Annotated in this window: 23 protein-coding genes and 1 pseudogene; 14 read left to right on the top strand and 10 right to left on the bottom strand. The window is 56.8% G+C overall.

Features of this window, described 5'->3' with window-relative positions:
- Nucleotides 1–215: 215 nt before the first annotated feature.
- The 7 genes from PG5_RS13090 (at nucleotide 216) to PG5_RS13120 (ending at nucleotide 5,386) form a co-directional block, all read left to right on the top strand.
- Nucleotides 216–632 carry a hypothetical protein gene (locus PG5_RS13090; RefSeq protein WP_020797608.1) on the top strand — a complete coding sequence of 139 codons (417 nt, stop codon included), beginning with the start codon at nucleotides 216–218 and terminating at the stop codon, nucleotides 630–632.
- Between the two features lie 172 nt (nucleotides 633–804).
- Nucleotides 805–1,437, top strand: a complete 633-nt coding sequence (locus tag PG5_RS13095; protein ID WP_020797609.1) for a TetR family transcriptional regulator — start codon at nucleotides 805–807, stop codon at nucleotides 1,435–1,437.
- Nucleotides 1,438–1,666: 229 nt separating this feature from the next.
- A complete protein-coding gene (ureE, locus tag PG5_RS13100; RefSeq protein WP_020797610.1) occupies nucleotides 1,667–2,167 on the top strand; it encodes an urease accessory protein UreE in 501 nt (166 codons plus the stop codon).
- Nucleotides 2,164–2,838: an urease accessory protein UreF gene (locus PG5_RS13105; RefSeq protein WP_020797611.1), complete on the top strand. Its 675-nt coding sequence runs from the start codon at nucleotides 2,164–2,166 to the stop codon at nucleotides 2,836–2,838. Before ureE ends, PG5_RS13105 begins: the two co-directional genes overlap by 4 nt.
- A 24-nt stretch (nucleotides 2,839–2,862) precedes the next feature.
- Complete coding sequence (gene ureG, locus PG5_RS13110; protein WP_008058937.1) at nucleotides 2,863–3,477, top strand: urease accessory protein UreG; 615 nt, start codon at nucleotides 2,863–2,865, stop codon at nucleotides 3,475–3,477.
- Nucleotides 3,478–3,506: 29 nt separating this feature from the next.
- Nucleotides 3,507–4,079, top strand: coding sequence for a HupE/UreJ family protein (locus PG5_RS13115; RefSeq protein ID WP_020797612.1), 573 nt, complete (start codon nucleotides 3,507–3,509; stop codon nucleotides 4,077–4,079).
- Nucleotides 4,080–4,252: 173 nt separating this feature from the next.
- Nucleotides 4,253–5,386, top strand: coding sequence for an AGE family epimerase/isomerase (locus tag PG5_RS13120; protein WP_020797613.1), 1,134 nt, complete (start codon nucleotides 4,253–4,255; stop codon nucleotides 5,384–5,386).
- 74 nt (nucleotides 5,387–5,460) lie between these two features.
- Here the strand turns inward: PG5_RS13120 and PG5_RS13125 are convergent, their stop codons facing one another.
- From PG5_RS13125 to PG5_RS13165, 10 genes are all read right to left on the bottom strand, one after another.
- Nucleotides 5,461–6,366, bottom strand: a complete 906-nt coding sequence (locus PG5_RS13125; protein WP_020797614.1) for a cation diffusion facilitator family transporter — start codon at nucleotides 6,364–6,366, stop codon at nucleotides 5,461–5,463.
- Between the two features lie 171 nt (nucleotides 6,367–6,537).
- The gene (locus tag PG5_RS13130; RefSeq protein WP_042955370.1) at nucleotides 6,538–7,308 is read right to left on the bottom strand and encodes an SDR family oxidoreductase; all 771 of its coding nucleotides are present in this window, start codon (nucleotides 7,306–7,308) and stop codon (nucleotides 6,538–6,540) included.
- Between the two features lie 291 nt (nucleotides 7,309–7,599).
- A complete protein-coding gene (locus tag PG5_RS33435) occupies nucleotides 7,600–7,821 on the bottom strand; it encodes a hypothetical protein (protein WP_225441870.1) in 222 nt (73 codons plus the stop codon).
- Between the two features lie 323 nt (nucleotides 7,822–8,144).
- Nucleotides 8,145–8,861 carry an ABC transporter ATP-binding protein gene (locus PG5_RS13135; RefSeq protein WP_020797616.1) on the bottom strand — a complete coding sequence of 239 codons (717 nt, stop codon included), beginning with the start codon at nucleotides 8,859–8,861 and terminating at the stop codon, nucleotides 8,145–8,147.
- Nucleotides 8,858–9,730, bottom strand: a complete 873-nt coding sequence (locus PG5_RS13140) for an ABC transporter ATP-binding protein (RefSeq protein ID WP_020797617.1) — start codon at nucleotides 9,728–9,730, stop codon at nucleotides 8,858–8,860. The genes PG5_RS13135 and PG5_RS13140 overlap by 4 nt, the downstream gene beginning before the upstream one ends.
- Complete coding sequence (gene livM, locus PG5_RS13145) at nucleotides 9,727–11,010, bottom strand: high-affinity branched-chain amino acid ABC transporter permease LivM (protein WP_020797618.1); 1,284 nt, start codon at nucleotides 11,008–11,010, stop codon at nucleotides 9,727–9,729. Before livM ends, PG5_RS13140 begins: the two co-directional genes overlap by 4 nt.
- A 3-nt stretch (nucleotides 11,011–11,013) precedes the next feature.
- Nucleotides 11,014–11,928 carry a branched-chain amino acid ABC transporter permease gene (locus PG5_RS13150; protein WP_008058951.1) on the bottom strand — a complete coding sequence of 305 codons (915 nt, stop codon included), beginning with the start codon at nucleotides 11,926–11,928 and terminating at the stop codon, nucleotides 11,014–11,016.
- Nucleotides 11,929–12,166: 238 nt separating this feature from the next.
- Nucleotides 12,167–13,300, bottom strand: coding sequence for a branched-chain amino acid ABC transporter substrate-binding protein (locus PG5_RS13155; RefSeq protein WP_020797619.1), 1,134 nt, complete (start codon nucleotides 13,298–13,300; stop codon nucleotides 12,167–12,169).
- A gap of 362 nt (nucleotides 13,301–13,662) precedes the next feature.
- Nucleotides 13,663–14,946 (bottom strand): FAD-binding oxidoreductase, encoded by a 1,284-nt coding sequence (locus PG5_RS13160; protein WP_020797620.1) that lies wholly within the window; start codon nucleotides 14,944–14,946, stop codon nucleotides 13,663–13,665.
- A 155-nt stretch (nucleotides 14,947–15,101) separates the two neighbouring features.
- Nucleotides 15,102–16,592, bottom strand: a complete 1,491-nt coding sequence (locus PG5_RS13165; protein ID WP_020797621.1) for an aldehyde dehydrogenase family protein — start codon at nucleotides 16,590–16,592, stop codon at nucleotides 15,102–15,104.
- Nucleotides 16,593–16,767: 175 nt separating this feature from the next.
- On the opposite strand from PG5_RS13165, the gene PG5_RS13170 reads away from it, so the two are divergent.
- The 7 genes and pseudogenes from PG5_RS13170 to PG5_RS13200 all read left to right on the top strand — a co-directional run bounded on the left by PG5_RS13170 (nucleotide 16,768) and on the right by PG5_RS13200 (nucleotide 25,980).
- Complete coding sequence (locus tag PG5_RS13170; protein WP_020797622.1) at nucleotides 16,768–17,655, top strand: LysR family transcriptional regulator; 888 nt, start codon at nucleotides 16,768–16,770, stop codon at nucleotides 17,653–17,655.
- 76 nt (nucleotides 17,656–17,731) lie between these two features.
- On the top strand, nucleotides 17,732–18,937 hold the full coding sequence (gene pncB / locus PG5_RS13175; RefSeq protein WP_020797623.1) for a nicotinate phosphoribosyltransferase: 1,206 nt from the start codon (nucleotides 17,732–17,734) through the stop codon (nucleotides 18,935–18,937).
- Between the two features lie 14 nt (nucleotides 18,938–18,951).
- Nucleotides 18,952–19,476 (top strand): annotated as a pseudogene (gene nadE, locus PG5_RS13180) (NAD(+) synthase); the annotation flags it as partial.
- 138 nt (nucleotides 19,477–19,614) lie between these two features.
- Nucleotides 19,615–20,883, top strand: coding sequence for a tyrosine-type recombinase/integrase (locus tag PG5_RS13185; RefSeq protein ID WP_020797625.1), 1,269 nt, complete (start codon nucleotides 19,615–19,617; stop codon nucleotides 20,881–20,883).
- Nucleotides 20,880–23,330 (top strand): tyrosine-type recombinase/integrase, encoded by a 2,451-nt coding sequence (locus PG5_RS13190; protein ID WP_020797626.1) that lies wholly within the window; start codon nucleotides 20,880–20,882, stop codon nucleotides 23,328–23,330. Before PG5_RS13185 ends, PG5_RS13190 begins: the two co-directional genes overlap by 4 nt.
- Nucleotides 23,330–25,468: a hypothetical protein gene (locus tag PG5_RS13195; protein WP_020797627.1), complete on the top strand. Its 2,139-nt coding sequence runs from the start codon at nucleotides 23,330–23,332 to the stop codon at nucleotides 25,466–25,468. Before PG5_RS13190 ends, PG5_RS13195 begins: the two co-directional genes overlap by 1 nt.
- Nucleotides 25,465–25,980 carry a hypothetical protein gene (locus PG5_RS13200; protein WP_020797628.1) on the top strand — a complete coding sequence of 172 codons (516 nt, stop codon included), beginning with the start codon at nucleotides 25,465–25,467 and terminating at the stop codon, nucleotides 25,978–25,980. Before PG5_RS13195 ends, PG5_RS13200 begins: the two co-directional genes overlap by 4 nt.
- Nucleotides 25,981–26,003: the final 23 nt, after the last annotated feature.

Consider the following 26,003-nt stretch of genomic DNA (forward strand, 5'->3'; position numbering starts at 1 on the left):
TCCCGGACAGCGTTACCGGGGCCGCACTTTTGCGTGGCGCGGTTGAGTCGAAAATACCCACCCCGGTGCGCCGCAAAGGCCCGGTTTAGAAGGGCTGTAGAGAACAATCAATTCCGTTGATTATTAACATTGCGTTTATGAACTTTTATATCGACTTATCAAGAGTAGCATTACCTTCGTACCCAATTTATCGCACTCCTACGGAGCACCCCATCATGAAACGCCAACTTCTGCTTAGCCTTACACTTTCAATGCTGGCCAGCACCGCTTTTGCGCTGCCGGCAGCCGACCAGGCCACTCCGCAAGTGAAAGACACTCACTCGGTGTTCAGCCAAACCGTTGCCGCTGATGGTTCCGACCGTACCCCAGGTCAAACCGTCGCTGCTGATGGCTCCGACCGCACTCCGGGTCAAACCATCGCCGCTGATGGCTCCGACCGCACCCCAGGGCAAACCGTCGCCGAAGGTGGTAACGATCGCCTGAGAGAAAAAGGCCTGATCGCTGAAGACGGCTACGACCAGACTCCACAAGGTCAAACGGTTGCCGCTGACGGTTCCGACCGCACTCCAGGTCAAACCATTGCTGAAGGCGGTGGTGACCGTGTTATCGAACGCAACAGCGCTATGAGCTAAGCCCATGGCGGCCTTGAAAAAAAGCCCAATCAACAGATTGGGCTTTTGATTTTCTGGTCATTGCCTTTTGTAGAATTCGCACCGCCCCGCCTGATCCCGCCTATGTCGTTCGACGCCGGCAAAGCCGATTTGCTAGAGTGCGCCGCAGTCCTATTCAGAAAACGTCATTGCGATGCTGCCCCGCGCCGAACAGAAACAACAAACCCGCAACGCCTTGATGGACGCGGCCCGTCATTTGATGGAGGGCGGCCGAGGATTTGGCAGCCTGAGCCTGCGGGAAGTCGCGAAAACCGCCGGAATCGTCCCCACCGGCTTTTATCGGCATTTCGCCGACATGGATGAACTCGGCCTGGTGTTGGTGAGCGAGGTCGGCCAGACCTTCCGTGAAACCATTCGCCTGGTGCGGCACAACGAGTTTGTCATGGGCGGCATTATCGACGCGTCCGTGCGGATATTTCTCGATGTGGTGTCGGCCAACCGTTCGCAATTCCTGTTTCTCGCCAGAGAACAGTACGGCGGTTCGTTGCCGGTACGCCTGGCCATTGGTCGCTTGCGCGAGAACATCAGTTCGGACCTGGCTGCCGACCTGTCCTTGATGCCGAAACTGCAACACCTGGACATGGCCGGCTTGAGCGTCATGGCCGATCTGATCGTCAAGAGCGTGTTCGCCACTTTGCCGGACATCATCGACCCGCCAGCCGACGCGCTGCCTGAACACTTGACGCCGCAAGCAAAGATCACCCAGCAGCTGCGGTTCATCTTTATCGGCCTCAAGCATTGGCAGGGGCTTGGAAGTACCGAGTAACGCTTAAGAAGATCGCAGGCTTGGGCAGCGCCTACACGGCGCCGCGCCACTGTGCCATCTCTGCTCGCCGCAAATTGGTGCAGCCTGAAAAATCTGCGCACCAATTTAAGTCAAAATCCTGAGCACCTCGAAACTTTTCCTACGCTGCCTACAGGTATTTCCTACACGCCCCCAGATTGGCAAGCCCCTTGCTCTAGCCTGAGCATTGTCCATTGCTGGAAGCTTTCCGATGCTGGTGATTCATCGCAGAATCGACCCTCAACCCGACTGGGCCGCCGAATTGCACCTGACCTTCGAGGCCAGGAGCAAAAGCCGCTTGCGCTGTTTCAGTGCCGAAGGTGAGGACGTCGGTTTGTTTTTGGAGCGCGGTCAACCACCCTTGTATGACGGCGAATGTCTGCAAGCCGAAGACGGCCGCGTGGTACGCGTCTGTGCCCGTCCCGAACAATTGCTGCACGTCACCTGCACCAATGCCTACGAATTGACGCGTGCCGCCTATCACCTGGGTAATCGCCATGTCGCCCTGCAAGTGGGCGACGGCTGGTTGCGCTTGCTCGACGACTACGTGCTCAAGGCCATGCTCGAACAACTTGGCGCGCAAGCCGAACCCATCGAAGCGGCCTTTCAACCTGAACACGGCGCCTACGGCGGCGGCCATCACCATTCCCGCCACGGCGACGAAGACTTCAACTATCCGCCAAAACTGCATCAGTTCGGCGTGCGCCCATGAACCCTGCATGGGCCCTGCTGCGCCTGGCCAGTCCGCAATTGCCGATTGGCGGCTACAGCTATTCCCAAGGCCTGGAAATGGCGGTGGACAACGGCCAAGTGCACAATCCCGACAGCGCGCGGCGCTGGATCAGCGATCAGTTGCTGCTCAATCTCGCCCGCTTCGAGGCGCCGCTACTGCTCGCCCATTGCGTGGCCGCGGTCGAGGAGAACTGGAGCGAACTGCTGCAGCGCTACGAAGAACACCGTGCCAGCCGGGAAACCCGCGAACTGCATCAGGAGAGCCGGCAAATGGGCTATTCCTTGCAGCAGTTACTCAACGGCCTGCCTGAACTCGATGCACCGGCCCGCGCCTTCCTTGAACAACGACCCGAACCGCACCTGGCCCTGGGCTGGGCGCTGGCCGCCCGCGCCTGGCGGATCAGCCCGCAGGATGCACTGGCCGCGTGGCTCTGGAGCTGGCTGGAAAACCAACTGGCGGTATTGATGAAAACCTTGCCACTGGGCCAACAGGCTGCGCAGCGCTTGACCAGTGAACTGCTGCCGCTGCTGCAACAGGCCCAGCAGGATGCTACCCGAATCAACCCCGAACACTTTGGCAGTGCCGCGTTTGGCCTGTCCCTGGCGTGCATGGCCCACGAGCGCCAGTACAGCCGTCTGTTCCGTTCCTAAGGACCCCTTATTCTGGAGAATCACATGAACACACAACCCTTGCGCGTCGGCATCGGCGGCCCCGTCGGTTCCGGTAAAACCGCCCTGACCCTGGCCCTGTGCCTGGCCCTGCGCGAACGCTACAACCTGGCAGTGGTGACCAACGACATCTATACCCGCGAAGACGCTGATTTCCTGGTGCGCAACGAAGCGCTGGCGCCGGAACGCATCATCGGCGTGGAGACCGGCGGCTGCCCGCACACGGCGATCCGCGAGGACGCCTCGATCAATCTTGAAGCCGTGGATCAATTGAACCGCCGTTTTCCGGGCCTGGACCTGATCCTGGTGGAGTCTGGTGGCGACAATCTCTCGGCCACCTTCAGCCCGGAGCTGTCCGACCTGACCATCTACGTGATTGACGTGTCCGCTGGCGACAAGTTGCCGCGCAAAGGCGGGCCGGGGATCTGCAAATCCGATCTGCTGGTGATCAACAAAATTGACCTGGCGCCCCTGGTGGGAGCGTCGCTGACGCTGATGGACAGCGATACCACGCGTATGCGCAACGGCAAGCCGTTCGTGTTCAGCAACCAGAAAACCGGCCAGGGACTGGACGCGATCATCGCCTTCATTGAACGCCAAGGCCTGCTGACGGCAGCCTGATCAAGACTTATCAACAAGGAAGCTTCTCGATGACACTCAAACGCATTCTGGGCGCAATGACCCTGCTGTTGACACCGACCATTGCGTTGGCCCACCCAGGGCACGGGGACAATGGCTTGGTCGCGGGCATCAGCCACCCGCTCGGTGGACTCGATCATCTGCTGGCAATGCTCGCGGTCGGCCTGTGGGCGGCTCAGCACAAAGGTGCGGCGCGTTGGGCGCTGCCGTGCACCTTCATTGTCACCCTGCTGATCGGCGGGCTGCTGGGTTTTGCAGGGCTGGAACTGCCGGCGCTGGAAGGTGGCATTGCCGCGTCTGTGTTGGCGCTGGGCCTGGCGGTGGCCTTGGCGGTGCGTCCACCGTTGAGCCTGGCAATGGCCGCAACGGCGTTGTTTGCGCTGTTCCATGGCGTGGCGCATGGCCTGGAGTTGCCGGACATGACGAGCCCTTGGGGATATGCCACGGGATTTGTCGCGGCGACCGCGGTGTTGCATGCGGCAGGTTATGCGTTGGTACGGGTGTTGCCGCAAGCTGCTGCGCCTTTAGTGAGACTGGCGGGGGCGGCTTCGGCGGCGACTGGCGTGTGGTTGTTGGCAAGCTAAATCTCTATTGCCCGTGATGGCGTCTTCGCGAGCAGGCTCGCTCCCTCATTTGCCCTGCGTACACAGTTTCATTGTGGGAGCGAGCCTGCTCGCGAAAGCGGCCTGAGAGACAACACAGCTCTAAGGCCTGCTAACATGTCGCGCAATCAACCCTGCCGTGACGACGCCAGCCAATGCCGCCTGTTTCCCGCTCCGCCTCCCAGCCTGAACTGACCGCCCTGTTTGCCTCGGTGCAACAGCACTTCCAGGACGTGATCGTGCCGCTTTGGCAAGGTCCCGGCTGGAATGCCGAGTTGGCGCTGCCCTATGAGGCGCTGGACGCCGAACACCACCCGTTGCCTCCCCAACGCTACCGGGCCATGGCCTGCGCGCGGCAGCTGTATCTATTTGCCAGCCTGATCGGCCAGGTGCCAGGCGCTCAAGAGCGCGCGGCAGCGCTGTTCCGTTCCTTGCAGCGGCACTTCCACGATGCCGAGCATGGCGGCTGGTTCTACAGCATCGACCCGCAGGGCGCGCCACTGGATCAGCGTAAAGATCTCTACACCCACGCATTCATTCTGTTCGCCTGCGCCCACTACTGGGACAAAGTCCGCGAGCCGCTGGTGGAATCGGTGCTCAACGCAGCCCTGGAAGTGATCGCGCAACGTTTCTCCAGCGGCGACGGCCTCTACGAAGCGAGCCTCGATCGTGACTGGTCATCGTTGAACAGCGGACCGCTGCAAAATCCGTTGATGCACCTGGCTGAAGCCTTCCTTGCCACGCTGTCGGTGCGTGAAGACCTCGCTGTGCAACAGGCGCTCGTGGACTTATGCACAGGGATGCAGCGGCGGTTTATCGATCCGCAACACGGCGTGTTGATGGAAAAACCGCTGGGTGCTGTGGATAACTGGTTCGAACCCGGGCATCAGTTCGAGTGGTATTTCCTGCTCGAGTCGTCCGACCTGCTGCGTGGTTCTCCACTACATGCTTCGCTGGAGCGCGCTTTTGCCTTCACCGAACAACTGGGCGTCGACCCACACACCGGTGCCGTGCGGGCCATGCTGGACCTGGGTCCGGATGGCGGCTCACGGGACGCGACTCAACGGATCTGGGCCCAGGCCGAATACCTGCGCGCCTTGACCCTGCGACCAGGCAGTGAGGCTTCGGTGCTGCGTCAATTGCAGGCGTTGCACCAGCGCTCGCTGCACGCGGGCGGCTGGTATGAATGCCGCGACGAACAGGGTGAAGTGAGCCGGCGGGACATGCCGTCAACTACGCCTTATCACTTGGCGACCTGTTATCGCGGGTTGGCTGAGTATCTTGGTTGACTGAACGGTCGCTTTCGCCGGCAAGTCGGATCGACGCATCGCTCGCGCCTACATTGCGAGGAATCCACCGGATTTCACGCAATCCACTTGCGATCCCCGGTAAAACTGATGGTCAGCCACCTCGCCGCATCAGGTTTGCCGAGCTTCGCGGAGATCTCCTCTCGTAGCGCATCCAGTTGCACCACGCTGCGCAGCGGATAATTTGTCGGCAACACGATGTGAATCTCGATAAAACACGCCCGACCGTGCTTCTGCACGTAGGAAATATAGTCGTCGAAACCATGCTCGATCTTCGCCTCTTCCATCACCTGGCGCACCTTGTCGTCCAGTTGATCCGGGGCGATTCCCAGCACATCGCGTAACGCCGGGCCGATGATCTTGAACGCCGGAGGGAGCATGCCCAGGGCCAGCAGAATCAGAATCATCGGGTCGACATACAACGCCCATTTTTCGTAGCCCTGGGTCTTTAGCAACAGCGCAATAAGAAAGCTCACCAACAGGCCGGCCGAGAGCATCGCGTCCACCAGCCAACTGATGTTGTCGAACTGGATCAGCGATGACTTGAGCGTGCGATTTCGATGGCGAACGTAGAAAAAGTAAATGAGCTCGACGACGGTGAATACCGCCGCGTAGAAGATCACCAAGCCAAGCTCGACATCGCGTCCACCACTGATGATGCCGAACACTCCGTTGAGAAAGGCATAAATGGCCACCAGCAACAGGAAACTGCCTTCGATCACCAGCACCATGGGTTCCAGGTGCCAGGAGCCGAACTGGAAGCGTTGATTGCTTTCCTTGGCGATCAGCCTGGCGGTGATCAGCATCAGGACCTTGATGAAGGTTGCAACCAGCGAAAAGAATCCATCGAACAGGATGGATTGGGCACCCGAGGCAAACCCGGTGATGATCCCGGCGAATGTCACCACCAGCATCAGGAAGGTCGATTGCTTGAGCAGCGCCTGCTCGCCTCGATTGCTCACATGGTCTCCTCGAAAACCTTGAACCGCAGGGCGCGGCGAGGTTGTTGGATGAGGAGTCTAGCTGATGTCCGGCGTTGTCAGTTCCGGCCCCTTCGCGAGCAGGCTCGCTCCCACAGGTTCACCAAAGTCCCTGTGGGAGCGAGCCTGCTCGCGAAGGGCCGTAACGCGGTCTTACGCCTTGCCACCACTGCGATCAATCGCAAACCCGGCCCAGGTCTGGCTCACCGGCATCAGCTCGACGCTGTTGATGTTGATGTGCGCCGGGGCATTGAGGACCCAGAAAATGGTCTCGGCAATGTCCTGCGGCTGGATCGGGTCGGCACCCGCATAGGTGGCGTTGTAACGCTCCTGGTCACCGGCAAAGCGCACCAGCGAGAACTCGCTTTCGCACAGGCCCGGTTCGATGTTGCTGACCCGCACGCCGGTGCCCTGGAGGTCACAGCGCAGGTTCAGGGAGAACTGTTTGACGAACGCCTTGCTCGCGCCATACACATGGCTGCCCGGGTAGGGGTAGTTGCCGGCAATGGAGCCGAGGTTGACGATACCGGCGCCGCGACCATGAGCGATCAGGCGTGGCAGCAGCAGGCGGGTGCTGTACATCAGGCCTTTGACGTTGGTATCGACCATGGTGTCCCAATCGTCCAGGTCGCATTTGGGCGCCGGATCGACCCCCAAGGCCAGGCCAGCATTGTTGATAAGTCCACGCAGCTTGGCGAAGGATGGCGGCAGGTTCGCAATGGCTTCTTCCATGGCCTGGCGGTCACGCACATCAAGCACCAGCCCGTGCACCTCGGTCTGCTTCGACAGTTCGGCGCACAGGCCGTTAAGGCGCTCTTCACGACGCCCTGTCAGCACCAGTTTCCAGCCAGCCTCGGCAAAACGACGGGCACAGGCTTCACCGAAACCGGAAGTCGCGCCGGTAATAAACAGGGTGTTGGACATGGTGTTCTCCTTGCTACGGCTGATCGGCAGCCATTGGAATAGAAAATCAGCAGGCAGCATGCCCGGCCTTGCGCACAGCGGCAACCGGCGCGCTATCTGTACAAAAAACGAACAAAACTTGCAACGCCTTGCCGGCCGTGGCTTGCAGCCATATGCACGCACCTTATCCACAGCCCCATCCACACATTCCGGGGGCAAGTGGAAAAGCTGAAAGCCGCTATCCACAAGGCTTTGCGGGCCGATTTGAAACTTTTTTGCTTGACCCCAATCGGCCTGCTGTGTAGCCCAGGGTCATTTTCCCGACCGCGCGGTCAATCCAGCGATGGCGCCAAGCCAGTAACTACGGCCCTCAGCCAAGTCTTTCCAGAGTTTAACCACAGACTTATCCACAGGCTTGTTCACTGCATTCAGGCGCTCTTTGTACGCTAAGAAAAAGGTTGACAACGCTGCCTTGAAGACAAGAAAAAGCGCCTGATCAAAAAACAACCATCGCGCTGCAAGCCACGGATTCAAAGGCGCTCAGCCAGCTACTCCCACGTTATTCACAGCCAGTTCCACAGCAAACGGGGACAAGTCAAAACCATGATAAAACAACAATTTGCAGCGGCTTTATGTCGCGCTTTCAGAGGTCGACAATTTTGTTTTCCACAATTTCACTTTACCTCACACCACCGCTCTTGTAGGAGCTGCCGCAGGCTGCGATCTTTTGATCTTGATTCTTAAAAACAAGATCAAAAGATCGCAGCCTCGTTTCACTCGACAGCTCCTACCAGCTTTTACAGGGGCGAAAAAAAACGCCCTGATTTCGTCAGGGCGTTTTCATTGGACGCTAAGGTTTAGTGCCCGCCAAGATAAGCGTTGCGCACATCTTCGTTGACCAACAACTCCTTCCCTGTACCGCTCATGCGAATCTCGCCGTTGACCATCACATAGGCTCGGTCCGACAGGCGCAGCGCGTGGTTGGCGTTCTGCTCGACCAGGAAAATGGTCATGCCGGTCTTGGCCAGCTCCCGCAGCGTCGCGAAGATCTGCTTGACCACAATGGGCGCCAACCCAAGGCTCGGCTCATCGAGCAACAGCAATTTCGGCCGGCTCATCAGGGCTCGTGCGATGGCCAGCATCTGCTGCTCGCCACCCGACATGGTCATCGCCCGCTGGGTGCGTCGCTCCTCAAGGCGCGGGAACAGCTTGAACATGCGTTGCATGTCTTCCTTGGCGTACTTGTCGCCGATGGGGATGGTGCCCATCAGCAGGTTTTCCTCGACGGTCATGTCGGGGAACACCCGCCGTCCTTCCGGCGACTGGGCAATGCCGTTGGAGGCGATGTAGTGCGACGACTTGTGGGTGATGTCCACGCCCTGGTAAAGGATCTGTCCGTCCGCCGCGCGTGGCTGACCGAAGATCGACATCAGCAGGGTCGACTTGCCGGCGCCGTTGGAGCCAATCAGGCTGACGGTCTCCCCTTCGTTGATGTGCAGCGAGACATTCTTCAGGGCCTGGATGGGCCCGTAGAACACGTCCAGGTCCTTGAGTTCGAGGATGGGTTTGCTCATACCACCTCCTCTTCATCGGCACCCAGGTAGGCGGCAATCACTTTCGGGTCGTTGCGAATCGCATCGGGACCGCCCTCGGCGATCACGACGCCGTGGTCCAGCACCACAATGTGGTCGGAAATACTCATTACCATGCCCATGTCGTGTTCGATCAGCACTACGGTCAGATCATGCTCGTCGCGCAGCAGCCGGATCATCGCGCTCAGCGCTTCGGTTTCCTGAGGGTTGAGGCCGGCGGCCGGTTCGTCGAGGCAGATGATCTGCGGACGGGTGCACATGGCCCGGGCGATTTCCAGACGACGTTGCTGGCCGTAGGACAGCTCACCGGCCAGGCGGTTGGCGCAGTCCACCAGGTCCACCACTTCCAGCCAATAGAAGGCGTGGTCCAGCGCATCGCTTTCGGCCTTGCGGTAGCCCTTGGTGTTGAGGATGCCCGCCAGCAGATTGCGGTTGACCCACATGTGCTGGGCCACCAGCAGGTTTTCCAGCACCGACATTTCCTTGAACAGGCGAATGTTCTGGAACGTCCGCGCCAGCCCGGCGCGGTTCACCAGGTGGGTGCCGCCGAACATCTTGTAGCGCAGGCGACTGATAAAGCTTTTTGGCGAGACGAAATCGGTAGGCTTGAACGGTTCGCCGAGCATTTTGATGACGTTGGTTCGCTGCCCCCGCACGTTCAGTTCGATCTTGCCACCGGAGGCCTTGTAGAACCCGGTCAGGCAGTTGAACACTGTGGTCTTGCCGGCGCCGTTCGGGCCGATCAGGGCGAAGATCGAGTTGCGCTTGACCTTCAGGCTGACATCATTCAACGCCTTGATGCCGCCGAAGTGCATCATCAGCTTCTCTACGGAGAGTACGACTTCGCTCATGGCGCTACTCCTTTACGCGGGGTCACACCGGTACGGCTGATTCGAATCAGGCCGCGCGGTCGCCATATCATCATCAACACCATCAGGATGCCGAACAGCAAAACGCGGTATTCGGCGAAGCCACGCAGCAGTTCCGGAGCAACGGTCAATACGAAGGCCGCAATCACCACGCCGATGGTCGAGCCCATGCCGCCGAGCACCACGATGGCGAGGATCAGGGCCGATTCGAAGAAGGTGAACGAGGTCGGGTTGACGAAGCCCTGGTAGGTGGCGAAGAACACGCCAGCCAGGCCGGCCGTCGATGCGCCGATGGTGAATGCCGAGAGCTTGACCAGCACGTGGTTCAGGCCCATGGAACGGCAGGCGATTTCATCCTCGCGCAGCGCTTCCCAGGCACGGCCAACGGGCATGCGGGTCAGGCGATGCTTGATGTACAACACAGCCAGTACCACCAGGAACAGTACCGCGTAGATGAAGTAGTACTTCACGTCCGGGTTGTAGGCGATGCCGAAGAACTCATGGAACGGCACGCCCCCGTCCTTCGCACGCTTGCCGAATTCCAGGCCGAAGAAGGTCGGCAGTGGTGCCGGCATACCGTTCGGACCACCGGTCAGGGACAGCCAGTTGTTGAGGATCAGGCGAATGATTTCACCGAAGCCCAGGGTCACGATCGCCAGATAGTCGCCGTGCAGGCGCAGCACCGGGAAACCGAGGATGCAACCGGCCAGCCCAGCGGTGATCGCCGCCAGCGGCAGCACCGTCCAGAAGCCCAGCCCCAGGTACTGATAACCGAGCGCAAGGCCATAGGCGCCGATGGCGTAGAACGCCACGTAACCCAGGTCGAGCAAGCCGGCCAGGCCCACTACGATGTTCAGCCCAAGCCCCAACAGCACATAGATCAGCCCGAGAATGACCACGCCCAGCAGGTAGGAGTTGGAGAAAAACGGGAACACCACGGCGATGACGATCACCAACGGGATGATCCAGCGCAACCGCGATTTGTAATCCGGCGCCAGCACATGCACCCCGGAACCCGTGCTTTCAAAACCTTCGAGGATGCTCAAGCCCCTGGGGGTTTGCAGGAACATGCTCAAGGCAAAGCGACCGGCCATGACAATGGCGACAATCCACGCCACGCGGGTGGTTTCCAGGTTGAAGCCGTAGCCATCGAGAACGACACCGACAATCGGCCCGAACACGATCAGGGCAATGAGGCCGGCAAGAATCGCGTCAACCAGACTTTTTTTGATATCAATGGTTTTTTTAGTGGTTGAGGACATCGCTTACACCTTCGACACAAGAGGACGGCCGAGCAGGCCTTGGGGCCGAAAGACCAGAACGAGAACCAGCAGCGAGAAGCTGAAAACGTCTTTGTAGTCCGAGTTCACCAGGCCAGAGAACAGCGACTCGGAAATCCCGAGGATGATCCCGCCCAGCATGGCGCCTGGCAGTGAGCCGATCCCGCCGAGCACCGCGGCGGTGAACGCCTTGATGCCGATGATGAAGCCGGCATAGAAGTCGAACGTGCCGTAGTTCATGGTGATCAGCACGCCGGCCAGGGCCGCCATCGCTGCACCGATGATGAACACATAGGAAATCACCCGGTCGGTGTTGATCCCCAGGATCGAAGCCATCTTGCGGTCTTGCTGGGTTGCACGGCACATGCGGCCGAGCTTGGTGTACTTGATGACGTAGGTCAGCAGGGCCATCCCGACAAACGCTGCGACCAGGATGAACACCTTGGTGTAGGTCAACTGCACGAAACCTGTGCCGACTTCCACGCGCCACGCTCCGCTGAGCAAGGTTGGAACACCTTGTTGCTTGGCGCCCTGGGCGATCTGCGCATAGTTTTGCAGAATCAGCGAGATACCAATGGCGCTGATCAGCGGTGCCAGTCGGGTGGAGTTACGCAGGGGTTTGTAGGCGACGCGCTCGATGACCCAGCCATACACCGCCGTGACGACGATGGTGAAGATCAGGGTGCCGAGCATCAGCAGAGGGAAGGATTCAATACCGAAGTATGCCAGCAGAGCCAGACTGATTGCCGCGAGGTAAGCGGAAATCATGTAAACCTCGCCGTGGGCGAAGTTGATCATGCCGATGATGCCATAGACCATTGTGTAGCCGATGGCGATCAGGCCATAGACCGACCCGAGGGTCAGGCCGTTGACCAGTTGCTGCAGGAAAATACCATCCATAACGCAATCTCACGCAATGAGAACCTGTCCACCTGCCGGTGCGGTTCTTCTAAGGAAAATACAGATATACGTCGGAGCAATGTCAGCCACGATCAGCCCGGCCCACACCGTCCCCTGTGGGAGCTGGCTTGCCAGCGATAGCGGTAGAACATTCGACAAAATTGTCTCCTGCAAGTCCGCCATCGCGGGCAAGCCCGCTCCCACGAGGATCTGTGGGTTCAGGTGATTGAGTCAGCCCTTACTTCTGTTTTTCCAGCTGGTGGTATTTGCCATCCTTGTCCCACTGGTAAACCACGTAGTCGGAGACTTTCAGGTCGCCCTTGCTGTCCCAGGTCTTCTCGCCCATGACGGTCTTGACCGGATTTTTCTTCAGCCACGCAGCCGCTTCTTCGCCCTTGTTGGATTTGGCGCCGTTGAAGGCAGCCGCCAGGGTCTGCACCGAAGCGTAGGCGTACAGGGTGTAGCCTTCAGGCTCGGTACCGGCCTTGCGGAAGGCGTCTACCACGGTCTTGCTGTCTGGGAGCAGGCGTGGGTCGGCACCGAAGGTCATCAGCACGCCATCCACGAATTGCGGACCGCCTGCGGTGGTCACCAGTTCGTCGGTCACGATGCCGTCGTCGGACATGAACTTGACGTCTTTCAGGCCTTGTTCACGCAGCTGGCGAACCAGAGGACCGGCTTCCGGGTGCAGGCCACCGAAGTAGACGACGTCAGCGCCGGCACCACGGATCTTGGTCACGATGGTGCTGAAGTCTTTCTCGCCACGGGTCAGGCCTTCATACAGCACTGGCGTTACGCCGCGCTTGACCAGCTGGGCCTTGGTGGCGTCAGCCAGGCCTTGGCCGTAGGTGTCCTTGTCGTGCAGAACCACGACCTTCTTGCCCTTGAGCACGTCGACGATGTAGTCGCCGGCCACGATGCCTTGCTGGTCGTCACGACCGCACATGCGGAACATGGCGCTCAGGCCGCGTTCGGTCACCTGTGGGTTGGTGGAGCCTGGAGTGATGGCGATGATGCCCGCTTCGTCGTAGATCTCGGAAGCCGGGATGGTCGAGGAGGAGCAGAAGTGGCCAACCACGCCGGCGACTTTCTGGTTGGTCAGGTCCTTGGCGACCGTCACAGCCTGTTTCGGTTCGCAGGCGTCATCGCCCTTGACCAGTACGATTTTTTCCCCGTTCACGCCGCCCGCTGCGTTGACCGCATCGGCTGCTGCCTGTGCACCCTTCATGTACTGCTCGCCAAATGCCGCATTGGCGCCCGTCATTGGACCCGCTACGCCGATCTTGATGTCAGCCTGAGCAAACGCAGAAACACCCAAAGCAGCTGCCACTGCGAGGGCCAGAAAGCCTTTCTTGTAAAACGTCTGGGACATGAGGTGGTGCTCCATGGTTTTTTTAATTGGCACTGCGACTTCACTGATTGCTCAGAGCAAGGGCCGTGCCATCGGTTTTTTATTCTTAAAAAAGTCGCTGCTTTATTCTTATTTCGACTATCTCGGGCCCATTTTCATTGGGCGTGCAACCGTCTAAACCGCGGAAGGTAAAACCATTATTTTTTTGAGGCGCAACCCGCCCGCGCCATCATTGCAACCGCGGCACTAAACGACGTGCAACCAGCCTGTAACAACGTGCGTCACCGAAGTGCACACTGCTGGTGCGGGACTGCTACAACCCGCACCACTACAGGCTAGCTGCTGATCAAAAAAGCGCCGCTTTCAACAGCAAAAATCAACATTCAGATCACGATCCGCAGGCACTGGCCTGCGTGATACAGCGAAAAACCGGCCTCGTATAAACAACTACGCAATCCCACCCCTGCCAGTGGCTGCATTGGAGCGAAGGGAATGGGTAGCGCTTGAGGATTTCCGTTACACAAATAATCGGCGAATGCCTTGCCAACCACCGTCCCGGTGGTCACGCCCCGACCGTTGTAGCCGGTCACTGCCACTATTCCGGGTGCCGGTTCGAACAGGCGCATCAAGTGATCCGGGGTGAAGGCGATGCGCCCCGTCCAGGTGCACTCCCACTCCACCGGCTTGAGGTAAGGAAAGTAATGTTGCTGCACGCGATCGGCCCAGGCCTTGAGAAACCAGGCCGGTTTCTGATTGCCATTGCCGAGACTGCCAAGCAGCAGGCGCCCGTCCTTGTCCCGGCGAATACTGCTGAGCACCTGGCGGGTGTCCCAGGAACCCTGGCCACCGGGCAAGATTTGCCGGGCCGCGTCTTCGGTCAGCGGGACCGAGGCCACCTGATAGTAATAACCGGGGAAGAAATTGCGTCGCAACTCGGTCCAGTCACCCTCGGTGTAGGCGTTGGAAGCGATCACCACTTGCTCGGCAAGGACCGACCCCTGCGCAGTTTGCACCGACCAGCGTTGCCCCTGCCGTTCGAGGCGGGTCACCGGGGAATGATCGAACAACTGACCGCCCAGGCCCATTGCCGCCTTGGCCAAGCCGGTGGTGTAAGCCATCGGGTTGAGCGTGCCAGCACGACGATCGAGCAATGCCGCGGCGATTTTCTTGGTGCCTGTCGCTTGCTCACACGCTTTACCGGTGAGCAATTCGACGGGGGCGCCACGGCGCTTCCATTGTTCTTCACGACTGCGCAAGTCAGCTTCGCCACGGGCGTTGTGACCCATGTGCAATGTGCCTTCGCGGCGCAACTGGCAATCGATGTTGTACTTGTCCACAAGGCTGAACACCAATGAAGGTGCTGCGCCGAGCATTCGGTTGAGCTGACTGCCGACCGCCTCGCCAAACCCGGCTTCGATCTCGTCCGGGGGAATCCACATGCCGGCATTGACCAGCCCGACGTTGCGCCCCGAACCGCCGTGGCCTGCGCGGTGTGCTTCGAGCACGCACACCGTTTTGCCCTGCTCCAACAAATGCACCGCCGCCGACAGCCCGGTAAAACCTGCGCCAATGACGCAGACATCGACTTTCACCTCACCCTTGAGCGCCGAGTTGTCGGGCCTTTGCGGCGTCAGTTTTTCCCACAGACACTCTTCGCGTAACGGCATTGCCAGACTCCAACGGAAACCTAACCAACACACACAAATCAGTGTGGGAGCGAGCCTGCTCGCGAAAGCGGTTTATCAGTCACCGTTGATGTCGACTGACAGATTGCATTCGCGAGCAGGCTCGCTCCCACAGGGATCACTGCCTCACTGAAATATCAGTCAAAGGTAATGCCCTGCGCCAACGGCAACTCCAGCGAATAGTTCACGGTGTTGGTCTGACGACGCATGTACCCGCGCCATGCATCAGAACCGGACTCACGACCACCGCCCGTTTCTTTCTCACCACCAAACGCACCGCCGATTTCCGCGCCGCTCGGGCCGATGTTGACGTTGGCGATGCCACAGTCACTGCCCACCGCCGACATGAACTGCTCGGCTTCACGCACGTCGGTGGTGAAGATGCACGAGGACAGGCCTTGCGGTACAGCGTTGTTCAAACGCAGGGCTTCGTTGAAATCGTTGTAGCCGACCACGTAGAGGATCGGTGCGAACGTTTCATGGCAGACCACATCGCTCTGCTCCGGCATTTCGACGATGGCCGGCGAAACGTAGTAGGCATTCGGGAATTTGTCTTCAAGCTGACGCTTGCCGCCGAACACCCGACCGCCTTCGCTCAGCGCCTGCTCCAGTGCGTCCTGCATGTTGTCGAAGCTTTGCTTGTCGATCAGCGGACCGATCAGGTTACCTTCCAGCGGGTGGCCGATACGCACTTTGGAGTAGGCGGCCTTGAGGCGGGTGACAATTTCTTCCTTCACCGACTCATGGGCGATCAGGCGGCGCAGCGTGGTGCAGCGCTGACCGGCGGTGCCGACGGCGCTGAACAGGATCGCGCGAACGGCCATGTCCAGATCGGCGCTTGGGCCAAGGATCATCGCGTTGTTGCCGCCCAGTTCGAGAATGCTGCGGGCAAAACGCGCAGCGATTTTTGGCGCCACTTCACGGCCCATGCGGGTGCTGCCGGTAGCGCTGACCAGCGCGACACGCGGGTCATCGACCAAGGCTTCACCGGCATCGCGACCGCCAATGACCACCTGGCTCAAGTGCGGTGGCGCATCGCTGAAATTCTTCAGCACGCGGTCGAACAGTGCCTGGCAGGCCAATGCGGTCAGTGGGGTTTTTTCCGACGGCTTCCAGATCACCGGGTTGCCGCAAACCAGCGCCAACGTGGCGTTCCAGGCCCAGACCGCCACCGGGAAGTTAAAGGCGCTGATCACGCCGACGATGCCCAGCGGGTGCCAGGTTTCGCGCATGTGGTGGCCAGGACGCTCGGAGGCGATGGTCAAGCCGTACAGTTGGCGGGACAGGCCGACGGCGAAATCGCAGATGTCGATCATTTCCTGAACTTCACCCAGGCCTTCCTGGGTGATCTTGCCCGCTTCCCAGGACACCAACTCGCCGAGATCGGCCTTGTATTCGCGCAGGATGTCACCCAGTTGCCGCACCAGCTCACCGCGACGCGGCGCCGGCACCTTGCGCCACAATTCGAATGCATGATCTGCACGACTGATGTGCTGCTCGACTTCAGCGGCACCTTCCCAGTTGACGGCGGCAATCGTGCTGCCATCGATTGGCGAATGCACCGGCACTTTGCCGTTCTGGTACAGGGCCGGGTTCACACCAAGACGATCAAGCAATGCGGCAACCATGGGTCACTCCTCAAGCAAAAAACGGAACGTGTGCAGCCGCCGAATCACGACTGATCAGACCTGTAGTTTTAGCGCTACCGAGGTTACTCAACAAACGACCATTAAGAGAGATATCATTCCGTTTATTCATGCTGTGCATTGTTGGCAATAAAGAGACAAGTACAAAGGACCGCCCATGCTGAACAAACGCTATTTGCCCTCGATCGCTGCACTGCAGTGTTTCGAAGCCGTGACCCGCCACCTGAGCTTTACCCGGGCCGCGGAAGAGCTAAACCTGACCCAGAGCGCCGTCAGTAAACAGGTGGCGCAACTTGAAGAGCTGTTGCAGCACCTGCTGTTTCGCCGGGTTCGCCGACGCCTGCAAATGACGCCAGCGGGCGATCTGTACCTGGTGGAGGTACGAAAAATCCTCACCCAGGTCGAGATGTCGACCCATTACCTGCGTTCCTACGGTGGTGAAACCGAAGTCTTGCGCGTCTCGACACCCTCGACCTTCGGCGCTCGCTGGCTGGTGCCACGCCTCAAGGGCTGGCGCCTGCGCCATCCGTCGATCCACCTGGACCTGTGCAATGAGCAGGAAGCCGACGACCTGCTACAGGGGCGCAGCGACCTGGCGTTCTACTTCGGCCAGGGTTCTCGCCCTGGTACCGAATGCCTGAAGTTGTTCAGCGAAGAGCTGGTGCCAGTCTGTGCGCCAGGCAGCCTGCCCGATACGCCATTCACCGACCCGACGCAACTCACCGACCTGGTCCTGCTGCAAAACGCCTCCCGTCCCCAGGCCTGGCACGACTGGTTCGACAGCCAGGGCTACCACACCGAACACAGCTACCACGGTCCGCGCTTCGAAACCTTCTACATGTGCATCCGCGCGGCGCAAGTCGGCTGCGGCGTGGCATTGCTGCCACGGTTTCTGGTGGAAGAGGAACTGGCTGACGGCAAACTGGTCATTCCCTGGCAGCATGCAATGCCCAGCACCGATGCCTATTACCTGGCATACCCGGAACATTCGGCGGAAGTGCCCAAGGTGCGCGATTTCGTCAAGTGGATGCTGGAGCAGGTGTAGGGCGGTGCAAAAATCGCTGGCAATACCCACCACCGATATGCGCCACTAGCCTTATTCCATGTGGAGAACCCCCGTTATGAGCGAGAGTGTGTTTGCCGATCGCATCGTGCAGAACCTGCTCGACACCGACTTCTACAAACTGACGATGATGCAGGCGGTGCTGCACAACTACCCGAACGTAGAAGTCGAATGGGAGTTTCGTTGCCGTAACAGCGAAGATTTGCGCCCGTATCTGGCAGAGATCCGCTTCCAGATCGAACGGCTGGCCGAATTGAGCCTGAGCGCCGATCAATTGAGTTTCCTGGAGCGCATCAGCTTCCTGAAACCGGATTTTCTGCGCTTTCTCGGGCTGTTTCGCTTTAACCTGCGCTATATCCACACCGGCATCGAAAACGGCGAATTGTTCATCCGTTTGCGGGGGCCGTGGTTGCACGTGATCCTGTTCGAGGTACCGATTCTGGCAATCGTCAGTGAGGTGCGTAACCGATACCGCTATCGGGAGATTGTCCTGGAACAGGCGCGCGAGCAGCTCTATCGCAAGTTCGACTGGCTGACCGCCAACGCCAGCAGCGACGAATTGTCCGAATTGCAGGTAGCCGATTTCGGCACCCGTCGTCGTTTTTCCTACCGTGTGCAGGAAGAAGTGGTGAACGTGCTCAAGCATGATTTCCCCGGGCGCTTCGTTGGTACCAGCAATGTGCACCTGTCCCGGGAACTGGACATGAAACCGCTGGGCACCATGGCCCACGAATGGATCATGGCCCACCAGCAACTCGGCCCGCGGCTGATCGACAGCCAGATCGCCGCCCTCGATTGCTGGGTCCGCGAATACCGTGGCCTGCTAGGGATTGCGCTGACCGACTGCATCACCATCGATGCATTCCTGGGCGATTTCGACCTGTTTTTCGCCAAACTGTTCGACGGTTTGCGCCACGATTCGGGCGATCCGGTGGTATGGGCGGAAAAAGCCATCGCGCACTACCACAAGCTCGGCATCGACCCCATGAGCAAGACGCTGACCTTTTCCGACAGCCTGACGCTGCCCAAGTCCCTGGAGATTTTTCGGGCGTTGCGGGGTCGAATCAACGTCAGCTTCGGTATCGGCACCAACCTGACGTGTGATATTCCGGGTGTCGAACCGATGAGCATCGTGCTTAAAATGACCGCCTGCAACGGCGCGCCGGTGGCGAAGATCTCCGACGAGCCCGGCAAGACTCACTGCAAAGACCCGAATTTCGTCGCTTATCTGCGACACGTTTTCCAAGTTCCTGCCCCCCTCTAGCAAGGAGTGAATTCATGCAAGCCGTACAGCGTGAGATTGCTGAACAGCTCAAGGTTCAACCGCCGTTCGCCGACGAAGCCGCCCTCGAAGCGGAAGTCGCCCGGCGGATTACCTTCATCCAGGATTGCCTGGTCAATTCCGGGCTCAAGACCCTGGTGCTGGGCATCAGTGGCGGCGTCGACTCGCTGACTGCCGGGCTGCTGGCCCAGCGTGCGGTCCGTGAACTGCGTCAGCGCAGCGGTGATGCCGCCTACAAGTTCATCGCCGTGCGGCTGCCGTACGAAACCCAGTTCGATGAACATGACGCCCAGGCCTCTGTGGATTTCATCAAGCCGGATGAGCGCCACACGGTGAACATCGGCCCGGCGGTCAAATCCCTGGCCAACGAAGTCGCGGCGTTCGAAGGCAAACACGCGGTGTCGGTGGACTTCGTGCTCGGCAACACCAAGGCGCGCATGCGCATGGTCGCCCAGTACACCATCGCCGGCGCGGCCCATGGCCTGGTGATTGGCACCGATCATGCCGCGGAAGCTGTGATTTCTACCCCCCTACACTAAACTGCACAACACCCTCTGTACCCCCCGTCCTACCCACTTCCCCTTACCTTATCTCCCCACTCATAATGCACACCGCTGGTTCCTCAACTGATTGAAATGGAAACCGAAGGTGGTGCGTTGATGAAGATGGTTGCAGTCAAGGGAAAGCTCCTAGACCTAAGAAATTCTGTCCTGACTGAAGGCAAGTATCGGGAGCAGTTCTTGTCCCAACCTGAAGCTCAACATCTCGAAGTGAAGGTCACCGGGTGCGTGTTGATAGGGAGTGGCGAGCAACTCCAACCCCTGACCTCGGAATATCTCTGCCGCAACTACCGGAATAACCTACTGGCTGATGCCAGCACCAAGTCCTACGCGTACCGTATTGGGTACCTTCTGGATGACCTGAAGACCCAGGTGGAGTTTGAGAGCAGTGACCGAGACGAAGCGTTGTTGAGCGTCACTATAGGTAGGCTTGAGAGTTATCTGGCCGGCCTGAACACTGCAGGCCTTGCGCCCAAAACAATTAAAGGAAGGGACTCAGCCCATCATCACCTGTTCACAACGTTTCTATGCAAGCAGTTTGATGAGAGCCCGGCGCTCCGAGAGGACAATCCCTACGAGACAGGCCTAATTTGGAGTGGCAAAGCAAACACCCTGGGTATCGTTCAACCCTGCAGCATGGATGAGCTGGAGCAGTTGATCCTACACGCTGAATCGGAGCGTGAGCGGTGCCTGATCCAGGCCGTATACGACACTGGAATGCGGGAGTCAGAAGTACCTCGCGTTACGCTGCAGGCGGTACGAGATGCGCTCGACTTTCAGAAGCTGCAGTTCATCACCGCAGGATTGTCTCACGCAAGACCGTTGAAGGCGGAGTACTGCCCGCTCCATATCCAAGGGAGCAAGGGCAGAAAGAATCAGATCAAGCCGCGTGTGACGCTGGTCAGCCGGACGACGCTGGAACGCATCGAGAACTACCACAGGACTCCTCTATACCGGCGCTCTGCTAATCGATACCCGACTCCAGAAGAAACACCCGCGTTCTTCAACTCACATGGTGAGCCCTACAAGACCAAGAGCATCGAGAAGCTCTTTGACCGCGTCGCCAAGCGGGCCAGGAATGCGAGGAAAACCAGGCGGCTCATCTCGCCGCACAAGCTGCGCCACGGCGGCGCATACGCGATTCTCAACAGCCCTGACCTAGGCAATGATTACGTCGATCGTCTCGTTACGCTCACGAAGTCGTATGGGCACAATCGGGAGACGACATCTGAGGGTTACACGCTGATCCCTCATGATTTGTATAAAAAGCTCGCCGACCCTAATTCCGTGGAAAAGACCAAAGCCAGCGAGATGGAACTACTCCGTGAAAGAACTACCAAGCGAATCCGTACAGGAGACAAAAAATGAAATATGAATCTCCTGAAGGCGAACTTACAGAGGCCGCCCAAGAGCCGATAAAGCGCAAGAAGCGCTTGGAGGCCGATATCACGAAAGAGATCGACTCGTGGGCCGAAAAGATCAAATCCAGCCGGTCAAGCCTTCTTAATGTGCAGCTTAATCAAAAGGGCGAGCCGGCTATCGCACCCACTTATTTAGAGACCCAGCTGGACACATCCTATGGCGTCTTCAAAACGAGAACCGCAATCCTAAATTCAGTCATCCAAAGAATGATTGATGAGGAAATTATTATCCCCGGGCATAATTCGATTGCCAATGAATGGCGTCGCAAGCTGCTGTGCTGGTATGAAGGTATGACGGATGCCGAGAAGCAAGCCATCCCGATTGTAAGCAATACCATTTCAGTCCGCAGATGCCTCCAGAATGTACCGGGAATGGGAAATCTCAAGTGGGCACGTTTGAATATCCCACTTGTAGAGCAAACCTTCAGCGACATCTTGTTAGATCTAGAAAAACGCGGTGTCGTAGACGCCAATTACAAAACAGTTGCTGAGCGAAATCTTGAGATCGACGAAAAGAAAGAGCAATTCCCAAAAGGTGAGACTTGGGAAAAGCAGCTGAATACGCTGCGATCAATCCCGCTCTCGCATGTCGAAGACCTGGTACCGGTTGACCCCGCACGCCCATTCATTCAAATCTTCCACATGTTTGCCGCAGCATCGATGGCTACCAGGTCTGAGTCTGGGCAGCGCAATTTTGTCGAAGGCTTCAGGTATGTCAGTCAACACTTGCAAGAAGTTGGCTACACCGGCACTGAGCATGCATTGCAATGCATCACGCCAAACTACTTGACTCGGCTTCGAAACTACATGGTAGAGCAACTTAGCATTGGGGCAACGACATCGCATATAGCTGACAATGCCATTTCATGCACACGCAAAATGTTAAAGCGCTCGTTGAAAATCAAAGGAATTGGCTTCAGTAGTTTTGTGGACACTCAAGGGTTCGAAACAAGCAGAAGCACCGATGAGTATCGCCCCTATACTTCTCCAGAGCGAATCAGAATCAAAGAGGCCTGCGAGTTAGAAATCCAGGAAACCAATCGACTCGCGGCGGATTACCAGCAGTTTAATGGCGGCTGCGACCCCGTCAATGCTAAAGGTCATATTCAGAGCGGCCTTGGCACACTAGAAAATGCCAGATGGATTTTTGAAAACAAACTCAACTGCCAACGCCTTAGCCGTGCATTTGCTGACCAAAATAACTTCTACGAGAAAGCTTTTTGCAAAATCCTGGATTATTCAGAATTTGGCATCATCGATATCTATAAGAGCTGGGGTGTCATCTACGAATATACATCCAGATTACTCGCCCCCTATTTAATCCGCTTAGCACAAGTAACAGGACTCAATGCCGACTCTGTGAAATCTCTGGATGTGGATGACTTCATCAAATGCCATGAAATCACCAAGCGGCCCTACCTGCGCTACTGGAAGGAGCGATCAGGCGGAGAAAAACTCTACCACCTTGATCTCATGAATGCTGGCCTTGATCTCATGGATGCTGACGTCACTTGGCTTAGTGTTGCTCAGAGCGTTGAAGTCGAGAAGATCTTCAACGATGTGATCTACTTAACTCGTCACATCCGTGACCGCGCTGCCCCTCCCGTTAGAGAGAAGCTTTTTATTTATGAATCCTTGAAAAGATCCGAGTATCGCGAGATCAAATCGATTGAGAACTCCAACATCATCAACCTGGTGATGAATCGGTTTGCTAAAGATCATAACTTGAAGAAAGACAATGGTGACGACATGGCAATCTCTGCTTCAAGGTTAAGGCCTAGCCTTGTAGCAGAACTGGTCGATCAGGGTGTTTCTCTGCGTGAGATTCAAATGATTCTCGGCCATCGAAGCATCTCCACCACGATCAACTACCTCGACCAGTTAGAGTTCAGCAAAACCGCGCAGAAAGTGGTTGATGAAGCTTTGCTGAAGATACACAAGGAATTCGTGCTGGATGAAGCGAGCAGCGTAAACGCTCCCAAGACCAACATCGATACCCCAAACGACCTCAGCTCCCCAGCAGTCACCATCAGCACTGGACTGGTCGAGTGTCGAAATGTCTACGATCCCCCACCAGAGATCAGGAAATCGCCAAGCTATAAGGAAGGGAACCCATGCTCGCTTCTGAACAAATGCCTTTCCTGCCGAAACAGCATCATTACGGTCTCTAACCTGCCTGACCTGTTCGCTATGCGAAGGGACTATAACGCGATGATGGAGACCAGCGCCGTCGCGCAAACTCCCTATGGGCGAATCATCCGGGAGAACCTAGAAACGCTGAACTCCATCCTGACACCGTCGGCGCAGGGTTTCGATATCGAGCAACTGGAGTATGCCGAGCGACTATCTGAACACATCATTACAAGCACCCTGGTAGAAGGTATGACCCTTTGATGACTTCGCTCGATACCCTTATCTACCAGATTAAACCGGCAAGAGATCAATTCCTGTGCCTACTCAGTGCTCAGAACGTTCTTGCCGAAGGACTTAGTAGCTCCGGCCAACTCAGCCATGGTGAGCCCAGCGTCGGCTACGACCCTGTTGCGATCCACAATGCACTTATGAATCTTCCCGTGAGTAAGCTCAGCGTCATCAGGGACTTGGTATGGGACTTCAATGACGAACCGCATCTTCTGGCGAGAAATATTCAGGGCTCAAAGTCTAGGATTGACTTTGGGAACTACAAAAACCTTAACTCAACGATTCTCTTCGAGTTGAAAATTGCATTCGTCTGCGCACTTCAAATGCCAGGGGCCATTCGAACTGGAGAAAGGCTTAAAACTTTAAAGCCGCACACCATCATCGATATTTTCAAGTCAGTCATCCCGTTCATTGATAAAATGTGTGCTCGCAAACGTTGTGAACAGGGCGATGAATATTTCGAGCTTTCTTACTACAGCCTCGCAGACTTCGGTGAAGATGATTATGCTGTAGAAGCCAAAGTATACGATCGTGCTTTTCGGAACGTCACGAATTTAGGATTCACACTCCTACGCTCACATTTTTTACTCGAAAATCTGTTTGCGAAGCCACTGCCTTTTGTAGAAATGCATACTCTGGAGTGGCCACAAAACAGCATTACTGATCCTAAAATCCGTAAAAAACAAAAACATTTTGACAACCACATCTTTGAGAAATGCTCACGCAAAGCCACTTTCGCGGTTGTCGACTTCCTGAAAGCGTTGAAGGAACCTGTTTGTGACAAAGATGGCCTTGAACGAGTAAAGGTTAGTGGTTACGACGCTGCAGCCATAGCCAAACTCACCAAGAAAAATTTTGACATCTATGTAGCCATTCGTCTGACTTCTAGAGGATATACAGGAAAAGAAATCGAACCGTTCCTTTACTACAGCGACCCAGAATACTGGTCTCTCCAACGTGAAGGAATGTTTAAGGATAAGGAAGCCATCTGCAAATTGACCAAGGCTAAGATGGATGAGGACTTTTATCAGTACATTACACACATCAGCAACAGCGCATATTACATAATCGCTCAATACACTGGCATGAGGCCATCCGAGCTCTCAGGCATAATGGCGCAAGGATGCCTAACGACAAGTGAGTTTGGTCACAATTTAATCCTGAGCACAGTCATTAAAAATCGCGAGGCGTTTGGAAAACTTTTTGGCGATAAATGGGCAGCGATTCCTATCGTCATGGATGCCGTAAGGACACTACAAATACTAAACCGGTTCAAGCAGAACCCGTACTTGATAGCCAATATGAATACCGTGGCCCCTGGGCAACAGGGAAGCGCAAATTCGATCGGAAATTTTGACCACACTTTGTGGGCGTTCCTATCAGAAGTCTTAGATTTCGAAGAACTAGAAACTCTTGATGTCTCCGCTTATACCCTGCGTCACTCCCTGGCGCATCAAATGTTTCGTGCTTCCGTAGGACTTCCTTTCATCTCCTACCAACTGAAGCATTTTGGAAATCTTGTGAGTGGCATTGGGCAAAACCGCCTAAGCGCCGTCACGATTGACTATGGCAATATCGGCTCAGCACTCACCTCCGACGCGGGGCGCGACGCCGCAAATGCCATTCGGCACGATGCCGAAAAAGAATTCATCATGAATGCCTGCGATCCCGATGGCGGCTACGTGGGTGAAAATGCCGGAGCCCATCGGGAGCGATTGAAGAAATACTTCCAAGGCTATCTTGAGGCAGGCTACACCAGAGACGAAATCTTTGATCGGATGGTTGAGCTCGGCTTTGCGATCATCAACGTGGGTCAAGGCTACTGCTATGGCGACGCTACAGAGGACTTCGACGCATCGCTCCCTTGTATCGGTTCGCTTCGGTGCAACCCATATCGCTGCAAAAACGCTGTGGTCACCAAGGCCAATGCACCCAAGTGGCGCGAGATTTATGTGCAAAACACGATTGCAGTCAGAAAGCTCGAGTCGGAGGTCAAGTCATCCGATCAGCTTATTTATGGTGGCTTTGCGAAATCGATTGCGCAGATGAAGGCGGCAATCGCTGAGGCTGAGGCGGTACTGCAAGGATTGGGCGAGGAGTTGGTAGTATGAGCTCTTCTCCATACGATGAAAAGAACGAAGAATTATTTGAGGCAGTAACGCGACAACTTAATGAGGCGCTGCGTAAATTAGAAAAGGATTCTTCACTATCTGCGTCTGTTTCATCGCTGGCCAAGCTATCTGGTGTGCATCGAAATACCATTTATAACCGCAAATGGCCACTAGAGAAACTTAACGTAATCAAAGAAAATCGCGTTCAGCAAAAGAAAGATGACGCTATTATCAAGGCTGGCCAAAAAACACCAGAGGAGCTTCTGGAGCTAAGTCGGCTTGAGGTTATTTATTGGTTCACACAGCTTCAGGACGCTCGCAATAGCAATAACTCGCTGATCAAAAAGCTTAAAGAAACCGAAGCGAGCAGAAATTTCTACATGAAACAATCACGAGAACACTTAGAAAATATCAATAAGCAAACATATGAAATCAGTAAGCTGCAGGACGCGCTCGCCTTGCAGGAAGAAGAACTCACATTCTTGAAGCGAAATCTGTCGCCAGCTAAATGATATTGCGACTTCAGCCCCCCGCC

It is taken from the genome of Pseudomonas sp. G5(2012), from assembly GCF_000408945.1.
Classification (GTDB): Bacteria; Pseudomonadota; Gammaproteobacteria; order Pseudomonadales; family Pseudomonadaceae; genus Aquipseudomonas; species Aquipseudomonas umsongensis.

Coding starts and splice junctions, on each gene's coding strand:
- PG5_RS13090 (WP_020797608.1), top strand. CDS start 216: ATGAAACGCCAACTTCTGCTTAGCCTTACACTTTCAATGCTGGCCAGC.
- PG5_RS13095 (WP_020797609.1), top strand. CDS start 805: ATGCTGCCCCGCGCCGAACAGAAACAACAAACCCGCAACGCCTTGATG.
- ureE (WP_020797610.1), top strand. CDS start 1,667: ATGCTGGTGATTCATCGCAGAATCGACCCTCAACCCGACTGGGCCGCC.
- PG5_RS13105 (WP_020797611.1), top strand. CDS start 2,164: ATGAACCCTGCATGGGCCCTGCTGCGCCTGGCCAGTCCGCAATTGCCG.
- ureG (WP_008058937.1), top strand. CDS start 2,863: ATGAACACACAACCCTTGCGCGTCGGCATCGGCGGCCCCGTCGGTTCC.
- PG5_RS13115 (WP_020797612.1), top strand. CDS start 3,507: ATGACACTCAAACGCATTCTGGGCGCAATGACCCTGCTGTTGACACCG.
- PG5_RS13120 (WP_020797613.1), top strand. CDS start 4,253: ATGCCGCCTGTTTCCCGCTCCGCCTCCCAGCCTGAACTGACCGCCCTG.
- PG5_RS13130 (WP_042955370.1), bottom strand. CDS start 7,308: ATGTCCAACACCCTGTTTATTACCGGCGCGACTTCCGGTTTCGGTGAA.
- PG5_RS13135 (WP_020797616.1), bottom strand. CDS start 8,861: ATGAGCAAACCCATCCTCGAACTCAAGGACCTGGACGTGTTCTACGGG.
- PG5_RS13140 (WP_020797617.1), bottom strand. CDS start 9,730: ATGAGCGAAGTCGTACTCTCCGTAGAGAAGCTGATGATGCACTTCGGC.
- livM (WP_020797618.1), bottom strand. CDS start 11,010: ATGTCCTCAACCACTAAAAAAACCATTGATATCAAAAAAAGTCTGGTT.
- PG5_RS13150 (WP_008058951.1), bottom strand. CDS start 11,928: ATGGATGGTATTTTCCTGCAGCAACTGGTCAACGGCCTGACCCTCGGG.
- PG5_RS13155 (WP_020797619.1), bottom strand. CDS start 13,300: ATGTCCCAGACGTTTTACAAGAAAGGCTTTCTGGCCCTCGCAGTGGCA.
- PG5_RS13160 (WP_020797620.1), bottom strand. CDS start 14,946: ATGCCGTTACGCGAAGAGTGTCTGTGGGAAAAACTGACGCCGCAAAGG.
- PG5_RS13165 (WP_020797621.1), bottom strand. CDS start 16,592: ATGGTTGCCGCATTGCTTGATCGTCTTGGTGTGAACCCGGCCCTGTAC.
- PG5_RS13170 (WP_020797622.1), top strand. CDS start 16,768: ATGCTGAACAAACGCTATTTGCCCTCGATCGCTGCACTGCAGTGTTTC.
- pncB (WP_020797623.1), top strand. CDS start 17,732: ATGAGCGAGAGTGTGTTTGCCGATCGCATCGTGCAGAACCTGCTCGAC.
- PG5_RS13185 (WP_020797625.1), top strand. CDS start 19,615: ATGAAGATGGTTGCAGTCAAGGGAAAGCTCCTAGACCTAAGAAATTCT.
- PG5_RS13190 (WP_020797626.1), top strand. CDS start 20,880: ATGAAATATGAATCTCCTGAAGGCGAACTTACAGAGGCCGCCCAAGAG.
- PG5_RS13195 (WP_020797627.1), top strand. CDS start 23,330: ATGACTTCGCTCGATACCCTTATCTACCAGATTAAACCGGCAAGAGAT.
- PG5_RS13200 (WP_020797628.1), top strand. CDS start 25,465: ATGAGCTCTTCTCCATACGATGAAAAGAACGAAGAATTATTTGAGGCA.